At 47.4% G+C, this 25,067-nt stretch carries 27 protein-coding genes; 5 read left to right on the top strand and 22 right to left on the bottom strand.

Features of this window, described 5'->3' with window-relative positions; translation table 11 throughout:
- Positions 1-23: 23 nt before the first annotated feature.
- The 8 genes from KI350_RS09460 to ggt all read right to left on the bottom strand — a co-directional run bounded on the left by KI350_RS09460 (position 24) and on the right by ggt (position 9,822).
- Positions 24-1,058: a glycoside hydrolase family 88/105 protein gene (locus KI350_RS09460; protein ID WP_023856745.1), complete on the bottom strand. Its 1,035-nt coding sequence runs from the start codon at positions 1,056-1,058 to the stop codon at positions 24-26.
- Between the two features lie 18 nt (positions 1,059-1,076).
- On the bottom strand, positions 1,077-1,886 hold the full coding sequence (locus KI350_RS09455; protein WP_243941130.1) for a carbohydrate ABC transporter permease: 810 nt from the start codon (positions 1,884-1,886) through the stop codon (positions 1,077-1,079).
- An 87-nt stretch (positions 1,887-1,973) separates the two neighbouring features.
- Positions 1,974-2,891 carry a carbohydrate ABC transporter permease gene (locus KI350_RS09450; RefSeq protein WP_031305097.1) on the bottom strand — a complete coding sequence of 306 codons (918 nt, stop codon included), beginning with the start codon at positions 2,889-2,891 and terminating at the stop codon, positions 1,974-1,976.
- Between the two features lie 34 nt (positions 2,892-2,925).
- Entirely contained in the window at positions 2,926-4,221 is a 1,296-nt protein-coding gene (locus KI350_RS09445) for an ABC transporter substrate-binding protein (RefSeq protein ID WP_374706236.1), read from the bottom strand.
- 145 nt (positions 4,222-4,366) lie between these two features.
- Positions 4,367-5,536 carry a response regulator transcription factor gene (locus KI350_RS09440; protein ID WP_081303452.1) on the bottom strand — a complete coding sequence of 390 codons (1,170 nt, stop codon included), beginning with the start codon at positions 5,534-5,536 and terminating at the stop codon, positions 4,367-4,369.
- A complete protein-coding gene (locus tag KI350_RS09435; RefSeq protein ID WP_065643295.1) occupies positions 5,536-7,272 on the bottom strand; it encodes a sensor histidine kinase in 1,737 nt (578 codons plus the stop codon). The genes KI350_RS09440 and KI350_RS09435 overlap by 1 nt, the downstream gene beginning before the upstream one ends.
- A 13-nt stretch (positions 7,273-7,285) precedes the next feature.
- Complete coding sequence (locus KI350_RS09430) at positions 7,286-7,930, bottom strand: YesL family protein (RefSeq protein ID WP_065643294.1); 645 nt, start codon at positions 7,928-7,930, stop codon at positions 7,286-7,288.
- 134 nt (positions 7,931-8,064) lie between these two features.
- Positions 8,065-9,822 carry a gamma-glutamyltransferase gene (gene ggt, locus KI350_RS09425; protein ID WP_025811589.1) on the bottom strand — a complete coding sequence of 586 codons (1,758 nt, stop codon included), beginning with the start codon at positions 9,820-9,822 and terminating at the stop codon, positions 8,065-8,067.
- Between the two features lie 332 nt (positions 9,823-10,154).
- On the opposite strand from ggt, the gene KI350_RS09420 reads away from it, so the two are divergent.
- From KI350_RS09420 to KI350_RS23010, 5 genes are all read left to right on the top strand, one after another.
- Positions 10,155-10,772, top strand: a complete 618-nt coding sequence (locus KI350_RS09420) for a DUF47 domain-containing protein (RefSeq protein ID WP_023856737.1) — start codon at positions 10,155-10,157, stop codon at positions 10,770-10,772.
- 12 nt (positions 10,773-10,784) lie between these two features.
- Positions 10,785-11,783, top strand: a complete 999-nt coding sequence (locus KI350_RS09415) for an inorganic phosphate transporter (protein ID WP_023856736.1) — start codon at positions 10,785-10,787, stop codon at positions 11,781-11,783.
- A 109-nt stretch (positions 11,784-11,892) separates the two neighbouring features.
- Complete coding sequence (locus tag KI350_RS09410) at positions 11,893-12,639, top strand: type II toxin-antitoxin system SpoIISA family toxin (protein WP_023856735.1); 747 nt, start codon at positions 11,893-11,895, stop codon at positions 12,637-12,639.
- Positions 12,639-12,812 (top strand): type II toxin-antitoxin system SpoIISB family antitoxin, encoded by a 174-nt coding sequence (locus tag KI350_RS09405; RefSeq protein ID WP_023856734.1) that lies wholly within the window; start codon positions 12,639-12,641, stop codon positions 12,810-12,812. The genes KI350_RS09410 and KI350_RS09405 overlap by 1 nt, the downstream gene beginning before the upstream one ends.
- A 93-nt stretch (positions 12,813-12,905) precedes the next feature.
- Positions 12,906-13,037, top strand: coding sequence for a hypothetical protein (locus KI350_RS23010; RefSeq protein WP_023856733.1), 132 nt, complete (start codon positions 12,906-12,908; stop codon positions 13,035-13,037).
- 66 nt (positions 13,038-13,103) lie between these two features.
- On the opposite strand, the gene KI350_RS09400 is transcribed toward KI350_RS23010, so the two are convergent.
- The 14 genes from KI350_RS09400 to KI350_RS09335 all read right to left on the bottom strand — a co-directional run bounded on the left by KI350_RS09400 (position 13,104) and on the right by KI350_RS09335 (position 25,055).
- Positions 13,104-14,375: an MFS transporter gene (locus KI350_RS09400; protein ID WP_026579844.1), complete on the bottom strand. Its 1,272-nt coding sequence runs from the start codon at positions 14,373-14,375 to the stop codon at positions 13,104-13,106.
- Between the two features lie 51 nt (positions 14,376-14,426).
- Positions 14,427-15,440: a zinc-binding alcohol dehydrogenase family protein gene (locus KI350_RS09395; protein ID WP_065643293.1), complete on the bottom strand. Its 1,014-nt coding sequence runs from the start codon at positions 15,438-15,440 to the stop codon at positions 14,427-14,429.
- Between the two features lie 25 nt (positions 15,441-15,465).
- A complete protein-coding gene (locus KI350_RS09390; protein WP_023856787.1) occupies positions 15,466-16,314 on the bottom strand; it encodes an SDR family oxidoreductase in 849 nt (282 codons plus the stop codon).
- Positions 16,290-17,387 (bottom strand): mannonate dehydratase, encoded by a 1,098-nt coding sequence (gene uxuA / locus KI350_RS09385; protein ID WP_025811596.1) that lies wholly within the window; start codon positions 17,385-17,387, stop codon positions 16,290-16,292. Before uxuA ends, KI350_RS09390 begins: the two co-directional genes overlap by 25 nt.
- Positions 17,388-17,407: 20 nt before the next feature.
- Positions 17,408-18,424, bottom strand: a complete 1,017-nt coding sequence (locus KI350_RS09380) for a zinc-binding alcohol dehydrogenase family protein (RefSeq protein ID WP_023856729.1) — start codon at positions 18,422-18,424, stop codon at positions 17,408-17,410.
- 12 nt (positions 18,425-18,436) lie between these two features.
- The gene (locus KI350_RS09375) at positions 18,437-19,123 is read right to left on the bottom strand and encodes a GntR family transcriptional regulator (protein WP_065643292.1); all 687 of its coding nucleotides are present in this window, start codon (positions 19,121-19,123) and stop codon (positions 18,437-18,439) included.
- Between the two features lie 98 nt (positions 19,124-19,221).
- Complete coding sequence (locus tag KI350_RS09370) at positions 19,222-20,286, bottom strand: peptidoglycan recognition protein family protein (protein ID WP_035338923.1); 1,065 nt, start codon at positions 20,284-20,286, stop codon at positions 19,222-19,224.
- Positions 20,287-20,338: 52 nt separating this feature from the next.
- Complete coding sequence (locus KI350_RS09365; RefSeq protein WP_026579849.1) at positions 20,339-20,602, bottom strand: phage holin; 264 nt, start codon at positions 20,600-20,602, stop codon at positions 20,339-20,341.
- A gap of 14 nt (positions 20,603-20,616) precedes the next feature.
- Positions 20,617-20,877, bottom strand: coding sequence for a hemolysin XhlA family protein (locus KI350_RS09360; RefSeq protein WP_023856725.1), 261 nt, complete (start codon positions 20,875-20,877; stop codon positions 20,617-20,619).
- Between the two features lie 86 nt (positions 20,878-20,963).
- Positions 20,964-22,139, bottom strand: coding sequence for a hypothetical protein (locus KI350_RS09355; RefSeq protein WP_025811599.1), 1,176 nt, complete (start codon positions 22,137-22,139; stop codon positions 20,964-20,966).
- A 147-nt stretch (positions 22,140-22,286) separates the two neighbouring features.
- Entirely contained in the window at positions 22,287-22,673 is a 387-nt protein-coding gene (locus KI350_RS09350) for a phage tail-collar fiber domain-containing protein (protein WP_020451034.1), read from the bottom strand.
- 13 nt (positions 22,674-22,686) lie between these two features.
- Positions 22,687-23,607: a YmfQ family protein gene (locus tag KI350_RS23375; protein ID WP_065643291.1), complete on the bottom strand. Its 921-nt coding sequence runs from the start codon at positions 23,605-23,607 to the stop codon at positions 22,687-22,689.
- Complete coding sequence (locus KI350_RS09340; protein WP_026579854.1) at positions 23,594-24,637, bottom strand: baseplate J/gp47 family protein; 1,044 nt, start codon at positions 24,635-24,637, stop codon at positions 23,594-23,596. Before KI350_RS09340 ends, KI350_RS23375 begins: the two co-directional genes overlap by 14 nt.
- Positions 24,630-25,055: a DUF2634 domain-containing protein gene (locus KI350_RS09335; RefSeq protein WP_026579855.1), complete on the bottom strand. Its 426-nt coding sequence runs from the start codon at positions 25,053-25,055 to the stop codon at positions 24,630-24,632. The genes KI350_RS09340 and KI350_RS09335 overlap by 8 nt, the downstream gene beginning before the upstream one ends.
- Positions 25,056-25,067 lie beyond the last annotated feature (12 nt).

Below are 25,067 nucleotides of genomic sequence, written 5' to 3'. Positions count from 1 at the left end.
AAAGAATGTTTCTTTTTCAATTTCTATTGGAACGCGCGCGACTTGGAGCGGACGACGTCTGCCAAAAACGTCAGGGCAAGCCCCTGTCCCCAGCCTTGAATCCGTTTATACGGAACGTCTTTGTATCCCTGTGCATCCCGCATCACTGCTGTGCCCGCTGAAACGCGTTCCACCCTTCCGTCAGGCGCGACCGCATCTGTTATGGCTGTGAGCGCCTTCTGAACGGATTTGTGGTATAGCGAGCCTCTGGACAGCAGGCCGGAAGCAATCCCCGCAGATCCCGACACTTCAAGATATGAATCAGGATCCGTCAGTACGGTGTGCCATAAACCAGAAGGATGCTGAAGCCTGACAAGCGCGCTCAACAAGTCTCGAAGTGAACCGTCAATGATCATGTATGAAGGATGCGTAACATCGATCAAAGGGAGCGCTTTAGCCATTGTCAAAGCGGCCCATCCGTTTCCCCTTCCCCAAAATATGCCTGACAGATTGTTTTTGGCCACATGGTCCCATCCGTGATAATAGAGATTGGTCTCCATGTCTTGCAAAAATTCCTCATGGCCGTGATACTGGCGCAGCCCGTCTTCAAAATATGCCTCGCTGCCGACAGTTTTGCCGATTCGGAGAAGGAACAAGCCCGCCATCATCATCGTATCGACCCATGCCTGTTCAGGGAATACATGTTTCTCTGAGTTGACGGTGTGCTGCAAAATCCCATCTGCGAACCGGGGCGCTTCGCGGAGCACATAGTCCGCCATTTGCCGGGCGGTGTCAAGATAACGGTCATCTCCTGTCGCCTGGTAGAGCGACAGAAGGGTATGGCCGATGGATACCCCGTTGATCGACAGCTTAGGCAAGCCGTCTTCAAGCTTTTCATCCGTCCAGTTTTTCAAAAGTTCGAGGTATTCGTCATTTTCGGTTGCTTCATACGCCTCAGCGACGCCGTAAAACGCGACGCCGCCCGGCCAATCCCATTCGAAATCCATCTGAAATGTCCGCTTGACGATTCTGTCGATCACTTCATTCAGTTTTTCTTCATCAAAAACAAGCTTTGTCATGCACTCTTCTCTCCCTTTTTATTTTAATCCGCTCATGCTGATTCCTTGGACGATCGATTTTTGAAAGACGAAAAACACGAGGATCACCGGGACGAGTGAGACGACTGACATCGCAAACATCGCCCCCCAGTTAGACGCCGTTTCCGTATCTAAAAACAGCTTTAGTGCCAGAGAAACCGGGTAAAGCTCCGGCTTGTTCAAGTAAAGAAGCGGATTGATCAGCTCCTCCCACTTCCAGTAAAACGAGAAGATGGCGGACGTCGCGAGCGCCGGTGCGATCAATGGCAAAATGATTCTGAAAAAGATGCCGAGACGGCTGCAGCCGTCAATTTTTGCCGCTTCATCGAGTTCTACCGGGATCGTCCTGATGAACTGAATCATCAAAAAGATAAAAAACGCGTGCCCGAAAAATTGTGGAACAACGATCGGCTTGAATGAATTCAGCCAATCCAATTTTGCAAAAATGATGTATTGCGGAATCATCAGCACCTCGTGCGGCAGCATCATCGTCACCATCATGCAGCTAAACCAAAACGCCTTTCCTTTAAACGGAATCCGCGCGAATCCATAAGCGATGAACGCTGAGGACAAAACCGCACCGACCGTCGAGAGGCCGACGATGATAAGCGAATTTTTAATAAATGTGATGAACGGCTGTCCGGCGATCCCTTTCCAGCCCTCCGTGTAATTGGACAGGATCAAAGGATCCGGGATGAGCGAATGGGATGTAGCGAATATGCTCGCACTTTCTTTAAACGAGCTTGCGATCAGCCAGATAACGGGATACAAAAGGATGATCGCAAGACCGGCAGTCGCGATATGGAACACGAGCTGCCCGGCTCTTTTCTTTCCCGTTCCTGCGGGAAGCGGGGCAGGCGCCGCCCGCCCCGAAATGTCTTTTACCGGCTCCACCAGCTACCCCTCCTTCGATTCGTAATGCACCCATAAGGATGAAGTTTTGAACAATATGAATGTGACAAGGCCGATCAGGATGAGCATCACCCATGCCATCGCCGATGCGTAGCCCATTTGGAAAAAGTTGAAGGCCCGCTGGAACAAATAGAGAGAATATAGAAGCGTCCCGTCAAGCGGACCGCCTTCCCCTTTTGAAATAATGTAGGCCGGCGTAAAGGTCATGAAGGCTGAAATGGTCTGCATCACCAGGTTAAAAAAGATGATCGGACTGAGAAGCGGGAGCGTAATGAGAAAAAAACGCTGAAATCTGTTTGCACCGTCGACGCTTGCCGCTTCCTGATACATCGGCGGGATATTTTTCAATCCGGCAAGAAAGATCAGCATGGAAGAGCCGAACTGCCACACCGACAAAAGAATCAAGGTCCACAATGCGCTTGTCGGATCCTGATACCAAAGAATCTTCTTGTCAAATCCGAGGAAGAACAAAAGCGCATTGATAACACCGTCATTGCCGAATACATTTCGCCACATAATCGCGACCGCCACGCTGCCGCCGATAATGGACGGGAGATAAAAGAGCGTCCGGTAAATGCCGACACCTTTTTCGGCTCTGTTCAAAATCACCGCAATGAAAAGCGCAAACGCGAGGCGCAGCGGAACACCCGCGAGCACGTAATAAAACGTCACTTTCAGCGAGCCCCAGTACTTTTCATCATCTGTCAGCATCGCCTTATAGTTGTCAAGGCCGACCCATTTGGGCGGGGTGAACAGATCGTAGCTTGTAAAAGACAGAAACAGCGAGGCTCCCATCGGAATGACGGTAAAGCATAAAAATCCGATAATAAACGGGGAAATAAAGGCGTAACCCGCCAAATTGTCAATTCTATTTTTTCGCTTCACGTTCACTTCCTCCTGCATTTGATGAGCGGCCTTCCTCCACTTGTCCCGCTTATCATTGTTGATTTCTTTTCAGTATCGCGTCCGCTTCTTTTCTGAACTTCGCGGCTCCTTCTTCAGGCGTGATCTTTTTAAACAAAATCTGGTCTGATGTGTCTTTTAGCAGTTTGATAACTTCGGCGCTGCCGATCGGTTCAGGCGGTTCCGCTTCCCCCGCGGACTCCGAAGCCCGTTCGACATATTCGAAAATCTTTTTCTCCTCTTCACTCAGTTCTTTCTTCACCGTTTCCGCAATTTTGGAGGAAACCGGCACGCCTCTTTCTCCTTTGATCAGGGCATTGGCTTTTTCATTGTTAATAAAGAAGTCGATGAATGCAGCCGCTTCTTTTTTTTGCTCGGAGCTTTTCGGGATTGAAAACAGCATGCTCGGCCTTAAAAACAGCGCCTTTTCTTTCGCCTGTTCAGGAGGCAGATTTAATGACAGAGGTGCATCGGTCAGCTGTGCGAACGCCGAAAACTGATTTGAATAATTCCATGTTGCAGCCGTTCGGCCTTTAACGATAAAATCGTCCTCCATTCCCTTCACTTGCGCGCTTTCATCAGGTGTCGGCGATGCTTTTTCATCAACGAGCTTCACCTGACGCTTGAAGTAATCGACAAACAGCTTGTCGTCTGAATAAGCAAGGCCTGTGCCGTCCTCTTTATAAAAGCGCTCGCCCTTCGTCCTCAAGTAATAAGGGAAAAAGACATCAGGCGGATGCATGCCGTTTGAACCGTATTGCCCCGTCTTCTCCTCGACCTCTAGCGCCAGGTTTTCAAAATCGGTCCACGTCCAGCTGCCGTCGTCAATTTCAACGCCCGCTTCTTTTAGCATGTCATCATTTGTAATCACCGACAGCACATTCACACCGAGCGGGAAGCCGTATAACTGATCACCGATTTTGCCGCCTTTGATCGTCTTTTCATCAATCGATTCGGTATTGATGGTCCCGTCCTTGACGTACGGAGTCAGGTCTTCAAGCTGGCCTTTTTTTCCGTATTGGGATAAATACGCCATATCCATCTGAATCACATCCGGCAGCTGACCCGCCGCAGACATCGGGGCAAGCTTTTTCCAATAATCGTCCCAATTCGCAAACTCCGCTTCGATTTTGACATGCGGGTGTTCCTTTTCATACAGCTCGATGATTTTTGATGTATAATCATGCCGAGGCTGTCCGCCCCACCACGCGACCCTCAAGGTAACCTTCTTTTTGCCCTCCGCACCGGCCGCCTCTTCAGTGTTTGAACTGCATCCGAACAGGCCGAGCGTCAGCAAAACGCAAAATGAGAAAAACACAAATCTTCTCATCAACATTTCCCCTCCTTATTTTGTAAGTGCTTATATTTCATTTTAAATTCAACTTTTTGTCCTAGAAACTCAAAAAACAGAGAAGAATGTTAAAAAAACAGAGATTCCGTCAATACGCAAAAAACCGCCGAATATACCGGCGGCATTAAAACGTGTTTTCTTCTTTTTTTCGAAATTCTGACGGGGTGAATCCTGTGTATTTTTTAAAAACAAGGCTGAAGTATTTCGGATTGTGGCCAAACCCCAGCTCCTCTGCCAGTGCGCCGATGGCCGTGTTTTTAGACTTCTTCATCTTCGCGATCGCTTTTTCGATGCGCACCTTTGCAACATAGCTTGAAAACCTTTCACCGGTTTCCTGTTTAAACAGCTTGCCGAGATAATCCGGATTCATGTACAGCATGTTGCGGGCTGCCCATTTCAGCGAAAGCTTCGGATTTGAGGCCTCCTTTTCGATGAGATCGAGCATCCTCCCGATTAAAACCGATGTCTCTCCTTCATGTTGGACGATCTGTGCGTATGCCTTTTCGTACATAGCGGAGGCTTCGCTGATACTGCCGCTTTCGCTGAGTGATGCTTCAGGTTCAAATTGAAGCAGATGGCGTGAAAGTTCTTGGACGCTTTTCATTTTTTCCTCAAGTACGGCAGGAGCGACTTTTCCGTCAACTGCACAAACAAGCACTTGTTGAACGCAGGCCGAAGCGATGACAGAACCGTTCAGCACCTCATCCGCAATGGACTCAACACCTTGGGCATAGTCTTTGTCATCCCCGTCCCGGACGGAAAACAGGATCAGTCTGATGACCTTTTGCTCTGAAAAAAAGCGCAGGCACGTTTCATCCTCGATACGGCTGCCCGTGACCAGCTCTTTTAACATTTGCTTCATAAGATGCGGCTTCATCATCTCCAGATCATTTTTTACTTTTTGCGCCGATTCCTCTTTTTTCAGCTCGCCGATCACGCTTTGAAGCGAATCTGTAATGTGGTTTTCATTGCAGGGTTTGAGCAAATAATGTCTGACTCCGTATGACATCGCTTTTTTTGCATATTCAAACTGGCCGAAGCCCGTCAGCAAAATAAACCGGATTGACGGGTAGTCGCGGGACACTTTCTCGATCAGTTCGAGTCCTCCCATCCCGGGCATTTTAATATCGCTGATCACAATGTCCGGCCGCTCTTCCATAATCAGGCGGTAAGCGTCAATCCCGTTTTGTGCGGCTCCGATCAAAGACGTTTCGAACGAACTCCACTCGATCATGCTGGAGATGCCGTCGAGAATAATCCGTTCATCGTCCGCCAACAGCACTTTATACATCATCACACCCCGCTTTGAAATGGTATTTTAATTAACATTTCGGTTCCCTTGTTCTTTTCGCTTGAAATCGTCAAGCCGTACCCTTTGCCAAACATCAGCTGAATGCGCTCATCGATATTTTGCAGTCCGATTCCTCTGCCTCTTGTCCGGACAAGCTCTTTTCTCGCTTTTTCCAAAAAGTCTTCATCCATGCCCGGTCCGTTGTCGGTAACCGTTAAATATACAAACCCGCCTTTTTTATATGCTTTAATGTGAATATGGCAAGGTTCAATGAAGGGCTCGAGACAGTATGTAATCGCATTTTCAGCCAAAGGCTGGAGGACAAGCTTTGGCACGCGGCATTTTTTCACCGCCGGCTCAATGTCGAGTTCAAAAACGAGCCGCTCCTCAAAGCGAAAACGCTGAATGGTAAAATAGTGGAGCACAATTTCAGCTTCTTCCTCGATCGTCACCACGTCGTTTTTCATATTGATGGCATTCCTGAGCAAAAACCCGAGGGATTCCGTCATCTTTGAAATTTGCGGCTGACGGTTCGTTTTTGCCAGCCAGTTGATCGACTCGAGCGTGTTGTATAAAAAGTGGGGGTTGATTTGCGCTTGGAGCGCTCTGAATTCCGTCTCTTTCAGCATCAGCTGCTTCTCGTAGTTCTCGGCAATCAGTTCATTGATCCGTTCAACCATTGTAAAAAAGTTGCGGTTTAAGACGCTGACTTCATCCTGCCGGTCTGAAGGAGCACGAGTGAGCGGCGCCAGTTTAAAGTCGCCGGTTTGGACATTTTTCATGGCTGCCACCAGCTTCTCAATCGGACTCGTAATGCCCCTGGCCATTTTCCTTCCAAAGAGAACCGCAATCAGAAAGAAGAGAATAAAAAGGGAAATCAGGATCGTCTTCATCGCAGAGATTTTCGAAAACATCGCGTCAAAAGGGATCAGGCTCCAATACGTCCAATTCTTATACGCTGATTTGACATATGAAACGAAAAAGCGCTGGCCGTTTTCCTCCACAATGTCATATCCGTTTTCTGCGTGAGAAGATAAACGTAGTCCATCGGTTTGGCTGAAAGGCATTTCAGAAAAAAACAGCTCCTGCTCGTCCGACATCGCAATCTTGCCTGCGCCTTCCCCCCAGTCTTTCGGAAGATCGCCGATCACCCGTTTTAAATCGGCGACAATCACCACTGTTCCCAGATGGTCAAGGTTTAAACGCTCATAGGAGCGAATTTCCCGGACGGATAACAGCTCGCCGGTTTCACCCGGCATAGGCTCCCACGTGTTGCCGCCTTTTTGGCGCGACGCTTTTTCGATCAGCGCATTCTTTTGCTCCCGCAATGCTTCGGTTAAATTCGCACCTGCGGAATACTCGGTTCCGGAAGCATCAAACAAATGAATCGATTTAATGTACCGCTTAGAGCCGGTATATTCGGCAAGCTTATCCCAGATTTTGCTTTTCATTCGGTAGGTCACGTATTTGTTTTGGCCGCGGCCGGCGTTCAGAAGGTTTGCTTGGATGGCGGCGTCAGTGGTCAGTTGATATGACACATCCTCAATCTTTTTCAATTCATCTTCAATGCTTTTTGATGATAACATCAGCACCTGTGACGACTTCCTGTAAATCTGCTGGTCATAGACACGGAACGCGTATTGAACGCCACTCAAGATCAAGATGAGCGAAACGGCCATGATCAATGAAATCAAGATAAACAATTGATCTTTAATTTTTAAATGCTGATACCGGTTCACCGAACGAACACCTTCATTTCAAGCGTGTGACGGCAGCCTGTTTATCTGTCCGGCGCCCGTCTATTGCGCGGAACGCCTGAAACGAGAGCTTCGTCAAAATGAAGCTTAAAGCGCTGCCGCTGAAGAATAGAAGAAATGTGACATGAAATAAAGCGAGCAGAATCATGCCAAACGCGCTGATCAGCATGAAAAACGAGGTGAGCGGACGGGAAAAGCCGATGATAAAGCTGTATTTCAGCACTGCAATCCGTTTTAAATCGTAGTGGACATCAATTGGAAAAGCGTAAAAGAGGATGATGGCGTAAATGATAAACAAACTGATGAACAGACTTAAGACAACCGGCTGATCGTGAAAATAGGCGGCCGCAATTTGAAAATCAACAATCAGCAATAAACCGACCAGACCCAATATCAAACCGAGAACGCTTGCTTTGGCCCATTTCTTTTTAAACGCCTGATAAAACGTCTGAAACACCGGGATATCCATCTTTCCCAGCGCCCACTGTCTTGTCACAGCGAACATCGCGGCAGTCGCCGGCGCTAAACCGAAGATGACCGCTCCCGCCAGCGTGAAGCCGATCCACAGCAGATTCAAATAGGCGAGCCGCATCACCCACTCGCAAAAGCGGTAAAATCCAATTGCCAACGTGTGAATCATGGTCTCCCTCCTTCGCAACTTAGTAAACGCTTTCAAAAAATATATTTCTCTTCTTTCGAAAAAAATCCTCTTTTCCCCGCTGACAGACGGAAGAAGGCTTGATCTAAAAGCCTTAGACCAAGCCCTTGCTTCCGCTATTTAGCCGATGTCTTAATGTTGACGCCGACCGCCGTCCCGTTTCTGCTTGAATCGGCAACCCCCATAAACGTTCTGTTCTCCCGGTCAATGAAAATACTTTGGACATTGCCGATATCAACCGGATTCGCACCGAATCTGTGGCCGAAGTCATTGAGCTTCAGTCTGACATCCTCCGGCATTCCCGATTCATAGCGGTAAGAAGTCAGGCTGTTCGTATAGATTCTCGGCTCTTCAATCGCATCCTGAAGGCTCATGCCGTACTCAAAATAATTCAAGATCGTCTGGAAAACGGAAGCAATGATCGTCGTTCCTCCCGGGGAACCGACAGTCAGCACCGGTTTTTCGTCTTTAAAAACGATCGTCGGCGTCATGCTTGAAAGCGGCCTTTTATTCGGCTGAACTTCGTTCGCTCCGCCTGGAACCGCATCAAAATCGGTCAGTTCATTGTTTAAAAACAGTCCGTACCCGGGCACTAAAATCCCCGTTCCAAAAAGCTGTTCAATCGTAGTCGTATAAGAGACAACATTGCCCCACTGGTCCGTGACGGTAAAATGCGTCGTCTCCCCGATCGTCTTATCTTCAGGCTGAGGCACGATCTCATAATTCGGCTCTCCCGCCTCGTATTTCCACGGATCGCCTGCTTTCACATCGCGGTTCATCGAATCAAGGCTGATCAGCTGCTGCCGCTCCTTAATATAATCGGGATCGAGCAGCCCTGAGAGCGGAACATCGACAAATTCCGGATCGCCCGCATATGCCGCCCTGTCCGCATAGGCGAGGTGCATCGTTTCCGCGAGCAGATGATATTTTTCAAATGATTTTGGATCGTATTGCGATAAATGAAAATCATCAATCAATTTCAGCATCTGCAGCATGAACACTCCGCCTGAACTTGGAGGAGGCATGCTTGCGATATCATAGCCGTGGTACTCGCCCCAGATCGGCTTATCTGTTGTGACCTCATAGCGGGACAGGTCATCAGGTGTCATCGAACCCCCGAAATCCTGCACGACATCTGCAATCGCCCGGCCGATTTCTCCATCATAAAAGGCTTTTGACCCTTCTTTCCGTATTAATTTAAACGTCTTGGCCAAATCCTTTTGTACGAGGATATCGCCTTCTTTCAAAGGTTCACCGTCGGGAAGGAAAATATCCTTTGCGGCCGTTTTGCTGAGCTTGTCCTGATGGTCCTTTATCGCATCGGCCAAAACCGAATCGATCGGGAACCCTTCTTCTGCAAGCTTAACGGAAGGCGATATCAAGTCTTCCATTTTCTTCGTTCCCCACTTTTTATGCGCTGCTTCGAGCCCTTTCAGCGTTCCCGGCACACCGACCGCATTTCCGTGTCTCGACCTTTCTGAAAAAGGAATCACCTTTCCGTCTTCATCCAAAAACATGTCAGGTTCGGCACCCTGTGGAGCACGCTCCCTGCTGTTGACGATCGACGTTTCCTTCGTCTCGCCATCGTAGACCATCATGAATCCACCGCCGCCGATTCCCGACATCATCGGCTCCGTCACATTCAGAGCATACTGAATCGCAATTGCTGCATCAATGGCATTCCCGCCCTTTTTCAACACCTCAGCTCCGATTTTTGATGCAAGCGGATGGGCCGTAGCCACCATACCGTCTTTCCCGACGGCGACTTTATCACCATCTCCGCCGCTCATAACCCCTTCTGCTTTTGACACCGGACTGAAAAAGCAACCAACCGCCAAGCACATCGCAACAACTAAGAAAGCTAACCGTCTCATCAGATCACCTTCCTTTCCAGTTTATTACTACTATAACAGGAAAGTGAACTGAAAATAAGGAAAACTCCCAATTTTCTATTTTTTTGAACCCAAACTCCCAAATTCCTAAAAAAAATCCTGTCATTCGTACTTTTTACACAATTAGCTGAAAGGAGAAAACGCCTATTATCATCATAAAATCCCGGATGGCAGCTGGTGCTTGCGCCCACCTAAAAGATGTGAATATCTAAAAATTAAATGGTTTTTTTCGACTGCACCTGTTTTTTTTCGACAAAAAGTTATATAATATTTTGATGTGTGCATTGTCTCATTTAAACAATGGAGGGTTACAAATGTTGAAAAGAAAAAAAGACAAGTTTTCCGTGCTTTTGACGGAAATTGCAAAAAATTTAGACGAAACAGCTGAGTATTTTGTTAACTATAAAGTGACGAATCAGACAACCCTTAAAGAATTCGCGGATACCTTAAAAGAGTATGAGACAAAAGGAGATAATTATGTACATACGATGATTAAGGAGCTGAACAAAGCATTTATCACGCCGATCGAACGCGAAGACATCCTTCAGCTTACAAACAGCCTCGATGATGTACTCGACGGTATCGAACACTTTTCAGCCATGATGGAAATCTTCTCGATCACATCTTCAGATGAGCATATTGATAAATTCAGCGGCTATATCAGAGAATGCGCAAAAGAAATTCTGTTGACAATTGAATTGCTGGCGGAAAATCGCCTGACAGAAATTCAGCCGCACGCCATTAAAATTAAAGAATACGAACATAACTGCGATAACCTGCACCGCAAATCGCTGAAGAATCTTTTCGGGAAAGAGACCGATCCGATTAAAGTGATCCAGTACAGGGAAATCTATGAGACGCTAGAAGAAATCGCAGATTCATGCCAAAGTGTAGCAAACAATTTAGAAACCATCATAATGAAAAATGCGTAACGAGGGATTATAATGGATCTTTTATTTGTATTAACCATATTGATTGTCATCTTTGCTTTGGCATTTGACTTTATCAACGGTTTTCATGATACGGCAAATGCGATCGCCACCTCGGTATCGACAAAAGCGTTAAAACCAAGGCACGCCATTATAATGGCGGCAGTTATGAACTTCGCCGGCGCCATGACGTTCACAGGCGTAGCGAAAACCATTACGAGCGACATCGCCGACCCTTTCAAACTGGAAAACGGATCGGTCGTGATCCTTGCAGCTCTTATCGCAGGCATTACATGGAACCTGGTGACTTGGTATTTCGGCATTCCCAGCAGCTCATCCCACGCGATCATCGGAGCGATTGCCGGAGCTGTCATCGCATCGGAAGGATTCGCCGCGATTAAATACCACGGATTTATTAAAATTATCGAAGCACTTATATTATCGCCCGTTTTGGCGTTTGTTTTAGGATATTTGATCTACAGCATCGTCAAAGTCATTTTTAAGAACAGCAATCTGGCCAAAACGAATAAGCGGTTCCGGCGCGTTCAAATCGCGACAGCTGCCATACAGTCCTATACACACGGCACGAACGATGCACAGAAAGCGATGGGTATCATTACGATGGCTTTAATTGCGGGTAACTTGCACAGTACAACTGACATCCCGTTCTGGGTGCAGCTTGCATGCGCCACAGCCATGGGACTCGGAACATCTGTCGGCGGCTGGAAAATCATCAAAACCGTCGGCGGAAAAATCATGAAGATCCGTCCCGTCAACGGTGTCTCTGCAGATTTGACGGGAGCCCTCATCATCTTTGGTGCGACGATCGTCCATTTGCCTGTCAGCACGACACACGTCATTTCTTCATCCATTTTAGGCGTAGGCGCTTCCCACCGGGTGAAAGGCGTAAACTGGGGCACCGCAAAACGGATGTTGATCACATGGGTCATTACCCTTCCCATTTCGGCAACCATCGGTGCATTTGCCTATTTCATACTAGATTTATTCTTTTAATCAGCACACTCCCGTCCGAATCCAGGACGGGAGTTTTCATGTTTAAAAGAAAGCCGGCATAACAATAGAATAGGAACTGCACTATTTCTCGGGAAGAGGGAAACCAGTTATGCTGCTATTTTATCAATTCCTTGTTTGGCTCATTGTATTGGCGCTGGCTCTGTATGTGGCTGCCGTGTGGCGTTTTGAAAAAAAGCTCACCGAAAAAACGGTCGCGATCCGAAAAACGTGGTACCTGCTTTATGTTATCGGCGCCGTGATTTATTGGACGCACGATCCGCAGTCGATTTTCACAAACCCGCTTCATTACCTGATCGTTGCCGTTTTTTTCACGCTGACAGACGCTTTTATTTTCTTAAACGCTTACTTTAAAAAGCTCGGCAGCTCCGAACTCGCGACAGACACAAGAATGCTTCTCGAAGAAAACAACGACCTCCTCCACACATATCAAAACAGGCTGAAAACGTTTCAATACCTATTGAAAAACGAACCGATCCACATCTATTATGGAAATATAGAAGCATATGCAGAAGGGATCGAAAAGCTCATCAAACGATTTGCCGAAAAAATGAATATATCCGCTGCACTTTGCGAATATAATTCAGAAGAAAGCAAGGATCATTTGCTTGAGCATATGGAAAACCGCTTCGATGTTCAAGAAAAGCTTGAGCGCAAAGACGTTTATTATGAAGAAAACGGAAAAATGGTCCTCATTCCTTTTTCCATCCACGATTTTGACTATGTCATGAAGTTAACCTCAGAAGACCTTGTCACAGAATTTGACTACCTCCTGTTTACTTCTTTAACAAGCATCTATGATCTTCTGCTACCAAACGAAGAGGACGGTGACGACTGATGGAGCCTGCTTTTCAGCAAGACCATGAAAGCGCAAAAAAGCGCCTCGCCTTTAAAATGTTTAAAAAGCAATCCAAAACCAATATCGCGAAATACGAAGTCAGCCCCCATACCGAACGGATTTTCCGGCAAAACGAACGGCTGATCGGCGAGTATAAAAGAAAAAAAGCTTAACGAGGACGGGAAAATTCTCCCGTCCTTATTCCGTTTTCCCGTTTCATACATACAATAAACCAATCAACTAAAAGCGCTGAATTAGGTGATGCTGTGAAAAAACTGAAAAAACAAGTCAAACACGTCGATTTCGCAAAATTTGGCCTGTCAGACTATACCTCTCTTCTCAGAAGAAGAAGCGAGAAAATCATTAAAACGCTGAACAAAAGAAAAAACAAACCGTGAAGCCTGAACTTTCAACCTCCTTCCCTGCTGAGAAGGGGGTTTTTTATGCCTTCAGCAGTATGTGCATCATAAAGGATGCCCCTGTCCGCCTTCTGCAACAGATTGAGGCAGCTTCTCAGAACGTATCGGTTTCACAAACAAAGCGACGCAAATAGAACCTGCCACCGCCAGCCCTCCCGCAAGCAAAAAAGCGCTTGTGAAAGCCCCGGTATACTCGACGATGTACCCTGTAACGGTCGGACCGATAATACCGGACGTATTGGCAAGAAAGTGCATGAATCCGCTCACACCCCCGACCCTGTCCGGATGAACGATATCCTGTATAATCGCCCAGTATGTGATGCCGGTCAAATACAAAAAGAAAACCGATAGCGCGACAAGGGCAACAGCTCCAAACGCAGTCGTGACAAGCCCGGCAAATCCAATGCATACCGCCGCAGCCAAAAGGCAGCACACAAGCACGGCTTTTCTCGAAAACATCTGTTTGCCCGTCAGCTTGAACAGATAATCCGATATAAATCCCCCAAGCGCGAGACCGAGAAATCCGACAACCCACGGTATCATCGTTGCAACGCTCATATCGTGTATGCTCAGCCCCCGGGCTGACGTTAAATAGCTCGGAAACCACGTTAAGAAAAAGAATAAAATATAGTTGTAAGAAAAGAATGCGAACGCCGTAAACAGCACGGTCGGCTGCTTCAAATAAAAAGACAGCGGGATGCCGGTATCCTTTTTCGGACGCGCTTCTTTTTCAGGGGACAAACTGCGGGAGTCGTCCGGCTTATCTTTCATGAATTTCATCCAGAACCAAGTCCAGATAAGCCCGATGATCATGATCAACACAAAGGAAGCCTTCCACCCCCAATGGATCGCGATCAATCCGACGATCGGTCCTGAAATGGCTCCGCCGAGCGGCGTTCCGCACATCGTCATGCCAAGCGCCCTTGCTCTTTCTTTTTGCGGAAACCAATTGTTGACCGACTTGCTCGTTGCAGCTGACAGCGGACCTTCCCCCATGCCGAAAATGACGCGGATGATAAACAGTGAGACGAAATTATATGTCAGTGCAATGGCCCCGCTGAAAACCGACCATACGACCATTGCAGCCGACAGCGTATGTTTCGCTCCATACTTATCTGATGCCCAGCCGCCGATAAAATTAAAGATGGCATATCCGATGAAAAAACTGCTAAACAGCATGCCCATCTGCGCCGGACGTATGTTCAAATCTTCCTGAATAAAAGGAGCGGCGACAGACAATGCTGAACGATCCAAATAATTAATCACTCCCGCCAGAAAAAGCATCACGATGACAAACCCGCGGCCGTTTGAAAACATGGGCAACCCCCTCTTTCCGGAATTTAGAAAACGCTTTCATTTTATGTGGTATTACAGATGGATCAACACTTTCACAGGATTGGTTTTCGGAGCAAGTGCTGATTGAAATCCGTCAACAACATCGCGGAACGCAATCTGTCCGGTAACAAACCGGTTCGCATCCGCTCCGCCATCCCTGATGGCTTGTATCACCGTCTCAAAATCGCTTCTTAATGCGTTGCGGCTGGATAAAATGGTCAGCTCCCGCTTGTGGATTTCAGGATCGGACATGACCAGATGGCCGTGAACCAGCCCAACATAGATCAGCCGGCCCCCGTGTGCGGCGTACTGATAAGCGCTGTTCATCGATCCAAGGTGCCCTGTCGCGTCAAAGACAGCCGCCGGATAATCACCGTTCGTCAACCGTTTGATCTCATCCGCCGCATGTTCTCCCGCTAATACAACTTCATCGGCTTCAGCCCATTCACGGCTATATGTGAGGCGCTCTGTTCTAACATCCATCGCGATGACTTTCGCCCCCTTCAATTTTGCGAATTTCATCACGCTGAGCCCGATAGGACCCGCTCCAACGACAAGCACCGCTTCCCCTTTTTTGATATTTGCCCTTTCTGCAGCATGGGCACCGATGCTCAAACATTCAATGACAGCAGCTTCGCTGAGCGTTAATCCTTCTGTTTTTAACAGGTGGTCTGCCGGGATGTTTATGTATTCCCGCATGCCCCCGTCTGTATGAACACCGAGGACGTTCAGATTCACGCAGCAGTTGGGCCGGCCGTGCCGGCAGGCGATGCATGTTCCGCATTCCAAATAAGGAATAATTGACACTTGATCGCCAGGCTTAAGCGTTCCGTCGGTATCATCGATGCTGACAATTTCACCGGACAGCTCGTGTCCGAGCACCCTTGGATAAGAGAAAAACGGCTGTTTTCCGCAATAAGCGTGAAAATCGGTCCCGCAAATTCCGATCCGTTTGATGCGGACCAATGCTTCCCCATCCTTAAGTTCCGGTATTTTCACATCCGTCATTTTAAAATGATAAGGCTTTTCACACACAATCTGCTTCATGTATCGGCCTCCTTTATCGCATCGTTTAGACACCGGCATAAGCCGTAAACCCGCCATCCACCGGCACTGTTATACCGGTAACAAATCCGGACATATTCTCATCCGCCAGCCAAAGCAGCGTCCCCAGCAAATCTTCCGGGCTGCCGAAACGCTTCATCGGGGTGTGAGAGATGATCTTCTTTGCCCTGTCGGTAAATTCGCCGTTTTGATCAAGAAGAAGCCGTTCATTTTGATTGGTTAGGAAAAATCCCGGGGCAATGGAGTTGACCCTAATCCCCGTTTCGGCCAGATAGACGGCCAGCCATTTCGTGAAATTGTCGATGCCCGCTTTCGCAGCGCTGTAAGCAGGCACTTTCGTCATCGGAGTTTGAGCGCTCATTGAAGAAATATTGATCACGGATGCCCCTTTTTGGTTCAGCATCATTTTTGCAAATTGCTGTGTTGGAATGAAAGAACCGAGGAAGTTTAAATTGAAAACAGAACCGACATCATCGCAGTTCAGATCAAATAATGTCTTGATGTTGTCCTGGAAGAGGTGCTCGGAGTTGAATGTTTCATCTGATGTCGTGCCATTGGGGTGATTGCCGCCGGCCCCGTTCACCAATAGATCACAGCCGCCGAATCGGTCGGCCACAACGCGCTTCGCCCGTTCAACGCTTCGTTGATTGATGACATCACACTCAACGGCAATCGCTGCGCCGCCGGCTTTTCGGATAGCTTCGGCCACGAGTTCCCCTTTTTCAACGGTTCGATTAAGAATGGCAACATTCATACCCTGCCGGCCGAGCTCTCTCGCCATCGCACCGCAAAGCACCCCGCTGCCGCCTGTGATGACCGCAGTTTTCCCCGCTAAATTTTCATGGATTTCAAGCATTTTGAAGCCTCCTGTTTTTCTCTATTGAGCGAATCCCATATGCCCCATAAATACATGATACCGAGCGCCCTGTCATACAGACCGTAGCCGGGCCTGCACTTTTCATCCCAAATGTGGCGGCCGTGATCCGGACGCACATAGCCTGAAAAACCTGTTTCATGATAGGCTTTGACAATCCCGCAAATGTCAACTGTGCCATCTTTTGTTCTGTGCGATGTTTCGATAAAATCGCCGTTTTCGTAGACTTTGACGTTTCGGATATGGGCAAATGGAATCCGGTCGGCATACGCATGGATCATGGCGGTAAGATCATTTTCGGGATTTGCGCCCAATGAACCGCTGCACAGTGTCACACCATTCGCCGGATGATCGACAAGCTGGAGAAGCCGCCCGATGCTTTCTCCTGAAGTCATGATGCGCGGGAGTCCGAAAACCGGCCACGGCGGATCATCGGGATGGATCGCCATTTTGATTCCGCAGCGTGCGGCAGTTGGAATGATGCGTTCAAGAAAATAGTGAAGATGGCTCCACAGATCCTCCTCCGTCACATTTTGATAGGCTTCAAACAGCCTTGTCAGATGCTCAAGCCGCTCCGGTTCCCAGCCGGGCATCGTGAATTCGGGATGCTTGGCGATTTGATCGACAAGCGCAAAAGGATCGATTGTGTGCACCTTTGCGTGCTCATAAAACAGAGCGGTGGAACCGTCTGGAGCCTTTTTGTATAAATCGGTCCGCAGCCAGTCAAATACAGGCATAAAATTGTAGCAGATCACTTTTACGCCGGCTTTGGCCAAATTTTCAATCGTTCGCTTGTATTTTTCAATATACAGATCTCTCGTCGGCAGCCCGAGCTTAATATCCTCATGAATGTTAACGCTTTCAACAACTTCAATGTGAAAACCGTGCTGTTCACACTGCCGCTTCACTTCTAACATTTCTTCCAATGGCCACTCTTCACCTGGCGGCTGATGATGAAGCGCCCAAACGATCCCCTCTACACCGGGAATTTGCCTGATCTGCTCAAGGGTGACGGAGTCGTTTCCTTCTCCATACCATCTGAAAACCATTTTCATCACACTTCCTCCTCACCGATTCAATAAGATAAAATGATCTTTGTGACCTGATGGGGACAGTTTTTCGCTTTTTTCAACGCCTCTTCTATTTCTGTAAAAGGCATGATCTCAGTGACAAAAGATCGGGCTATTTCGGGGTTTTCATTCAAAAATTGAATGACGTCGGGAAATTGATTGACACTGTGTTTTGTTCCATAAATTTCAATATCTTTCTTTGTGAGAAGAAGACCCGGAATCGTCACATTTTCCCCCGTTAAGCCGACAATGACAATGCGCCCGGCGGCAGCTGCCAAATGGACGGATTGCTCAATCGTCGCGGGAATCCCGGCCGCTTCGAACACAATCCCCGCTCCTTCTCCGTCTGTCAGCTTCAGAATCATTTGCTCGGCATCCTCTTCACCAGGCTGTATAACGGCATCCGCACCGAATGCTTCGGCAAGCTCAAGCCTTTCCCGTACGGGATCGACAGCGATTACACGGGAGTCAAAGCGCTTTTTAAGCTGTGCCAAAATCGTTAACCCGATCGGACCCATTCCCAATATGACAATCGTTTCGCCTGTTTGAATAGCTGCCCGCCGAACCGCCTGCGCTCCGATGGAAAACGGCTCGCACAACGCTGCGGCTGCAAAATCCATTTGCTCAGGAATCGGATGGACATGCGTTTCCGGGACAATGATAAAATCAGCGAAGCCTCCTCTGCGAACCGATCCGATCATATCGATGTTCACACAGGCGTTTGTCCTCCCTTTCCGACAAGGGTAACAGCCTCCGCACGGAATAGCCGGTTCAATTACGACCCTTTCGCCCGCGGATCGCTCCCTCACCCCGGCCCCCGTTTTTTCAATGATGCCTGCGAGCTCATGACCAAAAATCTGAGGGTACTGTGCATATGGATTTGAACCGTCGTAAAAATGCACATCACTGCCGCAAATCCCGGCGGCCTTTACCTTGACAAGGACTTCGCCGCTGGCCGGTTCGGGACGCGGAACGTCGCGAAATTCAATTGAAAATGGCTTCGTCATCACCGCAGCTTTCACATCACCACTCCTTTAAAAGCGCTTACTTTTGAAATAACCGGGAAACTCATTAATGAGCATCTGTTTATCGACGATGACCAGCTGCAAATGCTCCTCGGCAATTTTCTTAGCTTTCGCCTTCTGTTTTGTTCGAATCGCTTCTGTTAATGCCCCGTGCTGCTGATGAATGGTATTCCAGTTAAAATCGGCGGCAAGCCTTAATAAACGGATTCTTTGGAAGGGAACGTTCATCTGCTGAATCGCAGCCCAAACATTCGCTTTTCCGCAGCCTTCAAAAATCGTCTGATGAAAAGCTTCATCCAATTCAAACAAACTTTCATAGTTTTTCTGTGCAATCGATAATTCCTGCATCTTCACATTCTGCTCCAACTTAAACATAGCTTCCTCCGGAAAGTCTTCACACGCCAGTTCAGCCACAGCCTTTTCCAGGTTTTCCCGCATAAACCTCGCTTCCTCCACCAGATCAAGATCAATTAGCGATACGCGGGTTCCTTTCTGCGGATAGACTTCGAGAAGCCCTTCTCTCGACAGCTGCAAAAAAGCCTCTCTGACCGGAGTGCGGCTGACTTCATACCGTTCTGAAATCTCTTTTTCCGATATCAGCTCACCCGGCACAAGCCGAAACTTCATGATTTCTTCCTTCAGCATCTGATAGATTTGGTCTCTGACAGACCGCGGGTTTAACTGTTTCATTGTCATGACTCTCACCTCCTCTCTGCCATACTACCATACAAGTATGGTTGTGAATATATATTTTTTGAAAATTTTAAAAATATAAAGGAACTTTAAAAGTTCCTTTATTTCAAGAGAGCAAGGATTTTCGCTTTTGTCTTCGGTCCGTATATTCCGTCCGCCCCCAAACCGTACATCAACTGAAAACGTTTCACCGCGTTTGCCGTCTTCACTCCGTAGTATCCGTCGATCCCGTGGTTTTTGGCCCCTTTATCAGGGTAATAATAAAGAGCCGCAAGGGCTGTCTGAATTTGTGTGACGGCCGTTCCTTTCATCAGCGGGCTTTTCACCTTATAAATGCCGGCGGGAAGAGTCCATGTCTTGCTCTTACCGCCCGCTGACGCTTCAGCGGCTGTGAGGGCTTTTTCAGTTGCCGGGCCGTAAATGCCATCGGCTTTAATTCCCGCTTTCTTTTGTAAAGAAGCAACCGCTTGCACCGTCTCGTTTCCGTAGCTTCCGTCCGCCCCGTATTTGGGCAGCGAAAAACCGGCCGCGATCAAGCGCGTTTGCAGCTTTTTCACATGAGCGCCTGACATTCCTTTTTTGAGTATAATGCCCGACGATGAGCTTGTTTTGCTGGTGGAGGCAGCTGACACGGATACGGTTTTCGTTCCCAAAAGGGCGTCTACTCTTTTACGGAAAGCTGACAATTGGCCGGCATCTTTCACCCACGGGGTTGGACAGCTTTTGTTGGTGACATCGTAATGGCGGACAATCCGATCTGTGGACAAACCGTATGTCTTGCACAAATCAGCTACAAGCTCTGCCGCATTGCGAATCGTCTCCTCATGGATGGTACCGTCTTTTTCCACGCACATTTCGACCCCGAGCGCCATGGTATTGGCATTCGGCTTCAGGAAGCTGACATAGCAGCGGTTTTGATCATGCGCATGATAAGCGACTTCCTGATCGGGAATAACATGCTGTGCCTCATGGCGGTCGACAAAATAGTGAGCCGAGGCATAACGCTTGTCAATAATGCAAGTGCCATTGAAATAATTGCGCTCATTTAAAGCGGAAGCCCCGGGCGTCGCCGTCCAATGCATGACAATTCCATTGACTGCCGCAAGCTTCAGCCCGGGACGGGTGTATTGATTGACTTTTACAAAGTTCTTGATGACTTTGACCAAACTTCATCATTCCTTTTCACATTCAATTCAGAAAGCCGCCTCAAAGACGGCTTCATTTCGTTAAACCTTTTTTCTGTAAAACCTCTTGTTGCATTTTCCCTTTGCTCGTCACATAGTTGTTCTTATACCAGGCAACCAGTGATGCAACGATCGTAAAAGCCGCAGACCCTGCCGAATACAGGGCATCCGCCAATGTATGAATCTGATCTTCGGCGACCGGTAAAACCGGCTTTCCAAACATGATCAACGTCTGATTGACCAGCGCAATAAAAAGAAGCACCGTCCTGACGACCGTGCCTTTGTCGATATGTTTCATCATCTTGTCCTCCCTTATTTCTGCAATAAATTATAAAAAACAGCGATCGCTCCGCCGATGATGCCGGTGCTGACCGCTGTAATGATCGCGCCTGTGATGCTGCGCTTGATCCAAGTTGTATTCTCTTCGATTTTGTTCAGTTTTTCGTTAATTGAGATGATTTGCTGATCGTGGCGGTCTGATGTTCGTTCGAGTGTGCTGACGCGTTTTTCGAGTATTTTTTGCCCGGACTTTAATTCTGTAATCTCTTTCTGAAAAATATCGTTTGATTGCACCGTCTCTTATCCCCCTTTACACATGTACTCGACATTCATTATGCCGACAAAAAAGTATGATATCAAAATGTATAACCCCTTACTTTTTAAAGGGGAATCACTTCATCTAAACCATAAGATGTAATGTTCTCAAGTTTATCTGCAATCTGGCCTTCCAATCTCATATTTCCATCAGGTTCAATATATAACTTAGTCATCCCTGTGGTACCGAAAATCGGAACAATTCTGCTTCGAAATTTTGACGGCCGATAGGCTTCCGGAAGTGTCCCAAAAACAACACCCCTTTTTGTCACAATTTCCCCCTCTAATATTAGAAGTCCGCCTATTAAACCACAACGCACCTTTCGATCACCATGGGAAGCTCCGTTCTTAAGGGGAACTTCGGTCCAGGCAGGCTCTAAATCAGCAGCTGTTATAATTCGCTTCCATCCCTTAAAAATTCCATCAGTATGAACAGATCCATGCCATAATGTATTATCATAAGTCCGCCATGCATATATTGTTTTTCGTTCTAAATCAGCCTCAATGACATCATAGGTAAACCAGGAACTATCTTGAACCGGGTTATTTTGTACCTCATTCCCTAATGCAACATAAAATCCGGTCGGCAGTTTTAAAATATCTGCTCCACTTTGCAATCTTGTCCTTGAACCTTGATCATTCGTTAACTTGTATAATTGTCCGCTACTCCATTTTTTACGTTCTTGTTCGGAAATATGAAGGTCGGGGTTGTCCGCATGAGCATCCACTTTTGTTTGAGACCCTGCTGTTGTTTCCAATTCCGTCCATTCCGTCCATTTACCCCCCAAAATTGATTTTCGATAGGTTTTATTTGCTCTGTCAAAAGCGATGATTTGTCCTTCATTTCCCTCAGAATTACATGTCCAAATTCCTCTGATAGAAGGACCAGGTCCGTTTAGTGCCCCTGACTCCGCCGTAAAGTGAATAAGTCCTGTATGCTGAGGGAGGACAACATGAAAATCTTCATTTTCATGAATATTAATTTTCCCTTGCCCATCTTCCTGAGTAATATTAAACAGTTGACTTTCATTCCACCTGTGTCGATCATGTTCTGTAATATGCAGTGTGCCGTCTTTCACATGTGAATCCAGCTCTTTTTTTGTTGCTGTTTTTTGATCGATCTCATCAATATAGTTTACAATCAGTTGATCATTTTCATTGAGCTGATCGACAACTTTATTAAAAAGATCAGCATGGGCACGATCTGTTGTTTTAAAACTCATTGGTTTTTTTATATCCATCCTGTTTTCGCCTCTCATTCAATTGTGATGACTATTGCTGTATTTTTTTAGGTTTGGCACCACTCTGGTGTATTTGCTTCTTATTTAGGATAAAAAAACAGGAACCTGGCGTCTCGGTTTTTGGATGTCCACCTTGTTTCAGCTCCTTTAATAAATGTCGTCGATTTCGAAGACGAACTCGATGTCGCCGTCTTTTTGCTTGTCTGTCATCGTTCTGACCGCTGTGAATTTTCCGGCTTCATCGACAAGGGCAAGCTCGTTGATCGTCTCTCCTGCCAGTTCGCTTTCTCCCAAAGTGCATGTATAGCGGACTTTCGCCGGTTCCATGAAGACAAAGCCGTCGATTTCCTTTTGCAAGAGTTCGTTTTTCAGCGCCTGTTCGTTGCCCTGTAAAGCAACGGGTTCACCTTTATCGTTTGTACCTCCGTTTCCGAAAGCCATTTTTGTGATTTTGGTGAGCTTGCCCCCCTCAGCCCGTGCTTTTGCCATTTGCTGTCTCGCATAAAGCGTTGTCACTGTTAATTGTTGTGCCATTTTGATTTCTCCTTTACAATGCGATTTTTTGCGCCGCTGCTGCCAGCTGCTTCGTTCCGTCGAGCAAAAATGCGCCGTTTAACGTCCACCACTTCTCCCTCATTTCTAGCGCGCCTGCTTGCTTAAATTCATGCTCGCATTTGCAGCTGATTTTGAAGGACTGGATCTGTTTGTTTTGATTGGTAATGCCGGTTTTCATGCCTGCTTTTGTTTGCTGTTTCCGCCGGTTTTCAGCGGCCGCCTTTATCGTCAAGCTCAAGGCGGACCGGATATATTGCCGCTTCTTGTGGCGCAGTGTGAGCTGCTGTTTAAACCTGCGGGGCAGACCGTCGATTTCTCGAAAACCGTTCAAGTAGAATGAATCATCAAGCAGATACTGTCCGTCCAAATAAACCGGTATCGTACCGAAAAATCGGTTTTTGCTTCTTAAAACAAGTCTGTTATGAATGCTTTTCGGCGGCCGATATTCATAATGAAACCCGCCCCGGAATGTATAAGCCAAATGGGCGGGCTTCATATGATTGACAGTTTGAATGATCGAAGGTATAAACTGCAGATCCTCACCGTTTACGCTCAGCAAAAAATGATACCGTCCGGCCGTCAGTCTGACGGATGCGGACGGCTGTTTTAAAAAGGCATTGACCGCGCGCTCGATCGAGCGCGCAGTAATCGGCGGAATATTGGACATCTTGGTTAACAGTCGTGCCCTTCGAATATTAACGCCGTCTGAAGCCTCGCGTCTGACATTCAAAATCTTTTCCCACCTGTCCAGCCCCCATGTGGCCGTCGTGACGAAAAGCTGGTCTGTTATATCGAAAATCTCTTGATTTTGCTTCTCAAATTCTGGCGCCTCGGCCGCTAAAATGTCTTGGATCTCCCGGATTTCCGTCAAGTATGGCGGCAGATGAAAAGCCATTTCATCAATCTTGCTCAATGATGGTCACCTGCCCCAGCTTTGGAATTTCCGTTTCTGTCAACTGCAGATTTTTCGCTTCCCCGTTGATGAAGACTTCCGAATAGTCACTGACAGAGGACGATTCATAGATCATGTTGTTGATTTGCGAGAGACGGATGACGCTTTCTTTAAAGGCCATTTCTTTAAACAGCTCTGTGATTTTTTCTGCAATTTCCTGTTTGGCTTCATCGATCGTCCGGCCTGAATCAGGAATGATTTTTGCAGATATGCTGACGTCTTTCCAGACCGCACTTTCAACCGCAGTATAAGCTCCGATCGGCGCCATACCTTCCCCTTTTCCCGGATCGGGATCGATATATTGCTTGACTCTTTCGATTAATGCATCAGAGGCAGGTTCCATTTTCGCGTTTGTAATGACAACCTTTACGGTTCCCTCGCCATTCCACAGCGGAAAGACCTTCGCTTTGCCCACGCCGTCCACTTCTTCGGCCCATTGTTTGTAATGCATCTGATTCGCGCTGACCGCTTCGCGGCGGACGCGGATCAAATACCTTTCATACAGCGATTCATCCGTCTCCTCATCACGGCCGGGAATTTCAAGACTTCCCATAACCGCCTTTTCAAGCCCTGGAATGGTATCGAGCGGAAGCAAAGGCCGCCCCGACAGATTGGCGTTTCCTTTTGTCCCGGCCGTTTCACATTCAAGCTTGCCGTCTTCGAGCATGGTAAAATATAAGTCTTCCAGAAAGAAGCGGGTTCCGGTGGGAACTGATACTCCATCCGTAAAGGCTGCTGACCAAATAGCTTTGGACGCTTGATAGCGCTCAAGACCGGCCTCAGCCGCCCTTCTGTCCAAATATTCGCCCTCAGCCGTATCCGCATAAACCAAATTCAGCACTTGATCAAGCCAAATATAAGAAAGCGCCAGCTCGGCAGCTGCCGGGGCAAGCGCATTCCAAATAACGCTGTTTTCACGCTTGTCAATCTCATCCGAAACCCGCTCAAGCATGCGTTCCATAATCTCTTCAAATGTCTGGTTTTCAAACATCTTCCCCTATCACCTCCTCGATTTCCAATGTCCCTTCATCGGTTTCAACCGAAAAAGACACATGGAAGGCATCGCCTTGACGCTCAATCTCGAAATCGGTTACCGCAGAAATTCGGTCGTCATATATGAGGGCTTCCTCGATCAGTCTCGGTATCTCCATTTCTTTATAAGCGTCGGTCGTTTCATGATCTGAAAGAACCTCCTGCAGTTCATTTCCGATATTATGGCTGTAAACGGCATATGTGTAGCGCTCAGTTCTCAGCGCCATGTAAACCATTTGTTCCATCGCTGCGAGTCCTGAAATCATATCACCCGTCATCCTGCCTGTTTCAAAATCAATTTTGTACGTTTTTGAAGTCTCAATCACTTCGCTGTCATCCTCGATATCTTCAAAAGATACTTCCGGTGAAAGAGCCATCCGAGCCACCTC

Source organism: Bacillus sp. J41TS8 (assembly GCF_018333035.1).
Lineage (GTDB): Bacteria > Bacillota > Bacilli > Bacillales > Bacillaceae > Bacillus > Bacillus paralicheniformis.
This window is presented reverse-complemented; position numbering and strand designations above follow the sequence as displayed.

What these genes read in the sequence shown, in the direction of transcription:
- KI350_RS09460 (WP_023856745.1), bottom strand. Translation starts at nt 1,058, where the DNA reads ATGACAAAGCTTGTTTTTGATGAAGAAAAACTGAATGAAGTGATCGAC.
- KI350_RS09410 (WP_023856735.1), top strand. Translation starts at nt 11,893, where the DNA reads ATGCTGCTATTTTATCAATTCCTTGTTTGGCTCATTGTATTGGCGCTG.
- uxuA (WP_025811596.1), bottom strand. Translation starts at nt 17,387, where the DNA reads ATGAAAATGGTTTTCAGATGGTATGGAGAAGGAAACGACTCCGTCACC.
- ggt (WP_025811589.1), bottom strand. Translation starts at nt 9,822, where the DNA reads ATGAGACGGTTAGCTTTCTTAGTTGTTGCGATGTGCTTGGCGGTTGGT.
- KI350_RS09430 (WP_065643294.1), bottom strand. Translation starts at nt 7,930, where the DNA reads ATGATTCACACGTTGGCAATTGGATTTTACCGCTTTTGCGAGTGGGTG.
- KI350_RS09375 (WP_065643292.1), bottom strand. Translation starts at nt 19,123, where the DNA reads ATGACAATGAAACAGTTAAACCCGCGGTCTGTCAGAGACCAAATCTAT.
- KI350_RS09355 (WP_025811599.1), bottom strand. Translation starts at nt 22,139, where the DNA reads ATGGATATAAAAAAACCAATGAGTTTTAAAACAACAGATCGTGCCCAT.
- KI350_RS09365 (WP_026579849.1), bottom strand. Translation starts at nt 20,602, where the DNA reads ATGAAACATATCGACAAAGGCACGGTCGTCAGGACGGTGCTTCTTTTT.
- KI350_RS09350 (WP_020451034.1), bottom strand. Translation starts at nt 22,673, where the DNA reads ATGGCACAACAATTAACAGTGACAACGCTTTATGCGAGACAGCAAATG.
- KI350_RS09415 (WP_023856736.1), top strand. Translation starts at nt 10,785, where the DNA reads ATGGATCTTTTATTTGTATTAACCATATTGATTGTCATCTTTGCTTTG.
- KI350_RS09340 (WP_026579854.1), bottom strand. Translation starts at nt 24,637, where the DNA reads ATGTTTGAAAACCAGACATTTGAAGAGATTATGGAACGCATGCTTGAG.
- KI350_RS09400 (WP_026579844.1), bottom strand. Translation starts at nt 14,375, where the DNA reads ATGTTTTCAAACGGCCGCGGGTTTGTCATCGTGATGCTTTTTCTGGCG.
- KI350_RS09440 (WP_081303452.1), bottom strand. Translation starts at nt 5,536, where the DNA reads ATGATGTATAAAGTGCTGTTGGCGGACGATGAACGGATTATTCTCGAC.
- KI350_RS09445 (WP_374706236.1), bottom strand. Translation starts at nt 4,221, where the DNA reads ATGAGAAGATTTGTGTTTTTCTCATTTTGCGTTTTGCTGACGCTCGGC.
- KI350_RS09420 (WP_023856737.1), top strand. Translation starts at nt 10,155, where the DNA reads ATGTTGAAAAGAAAAAAAGACAAGTTTTCCGTGCTTTTGACGGAAATT.
- KI350_RS09390 (WP_023856787.1), bottom strand. Translation starts at nt 16,314, where the DNA reads ATGCTTGAAATCCATGAAAATTTAGCGGGGAAAACTGCGGTCATCACA.
- KI350_RS09335 (WP_026579855.1), bottom strand. Translation starts at nt 25,055, where the DNA reads ATGGCTCTTTCACCGGAAGTATCTTTTGAAGATATCGAGGATGACAGC.
- KI350_RS09450 (WP_031305097.1), bottom strand. Translation starts at nt 2,891, where the DNA reads ATGCAGGAGGAAGTGAACGTGAAGCGAAAAAATAGAATTGACAATTTG.
- KI350_RS09405 (WP_023856734.1), top strand. Translation starts at nt 12,639, where the DNA reads ATGGAGCCTGCTTTTCAGCAAGACCATGAAAGCGCAAAAAAGCGCCTC.
- KI350_RS09395 (WP_065643293.1), bottom strand. Translation starts at nt 15,440, where the DNA reads ATGAAGCAGATTGTGTGTGAAAAGCCTTATCATTTTAAAATGACGGAT.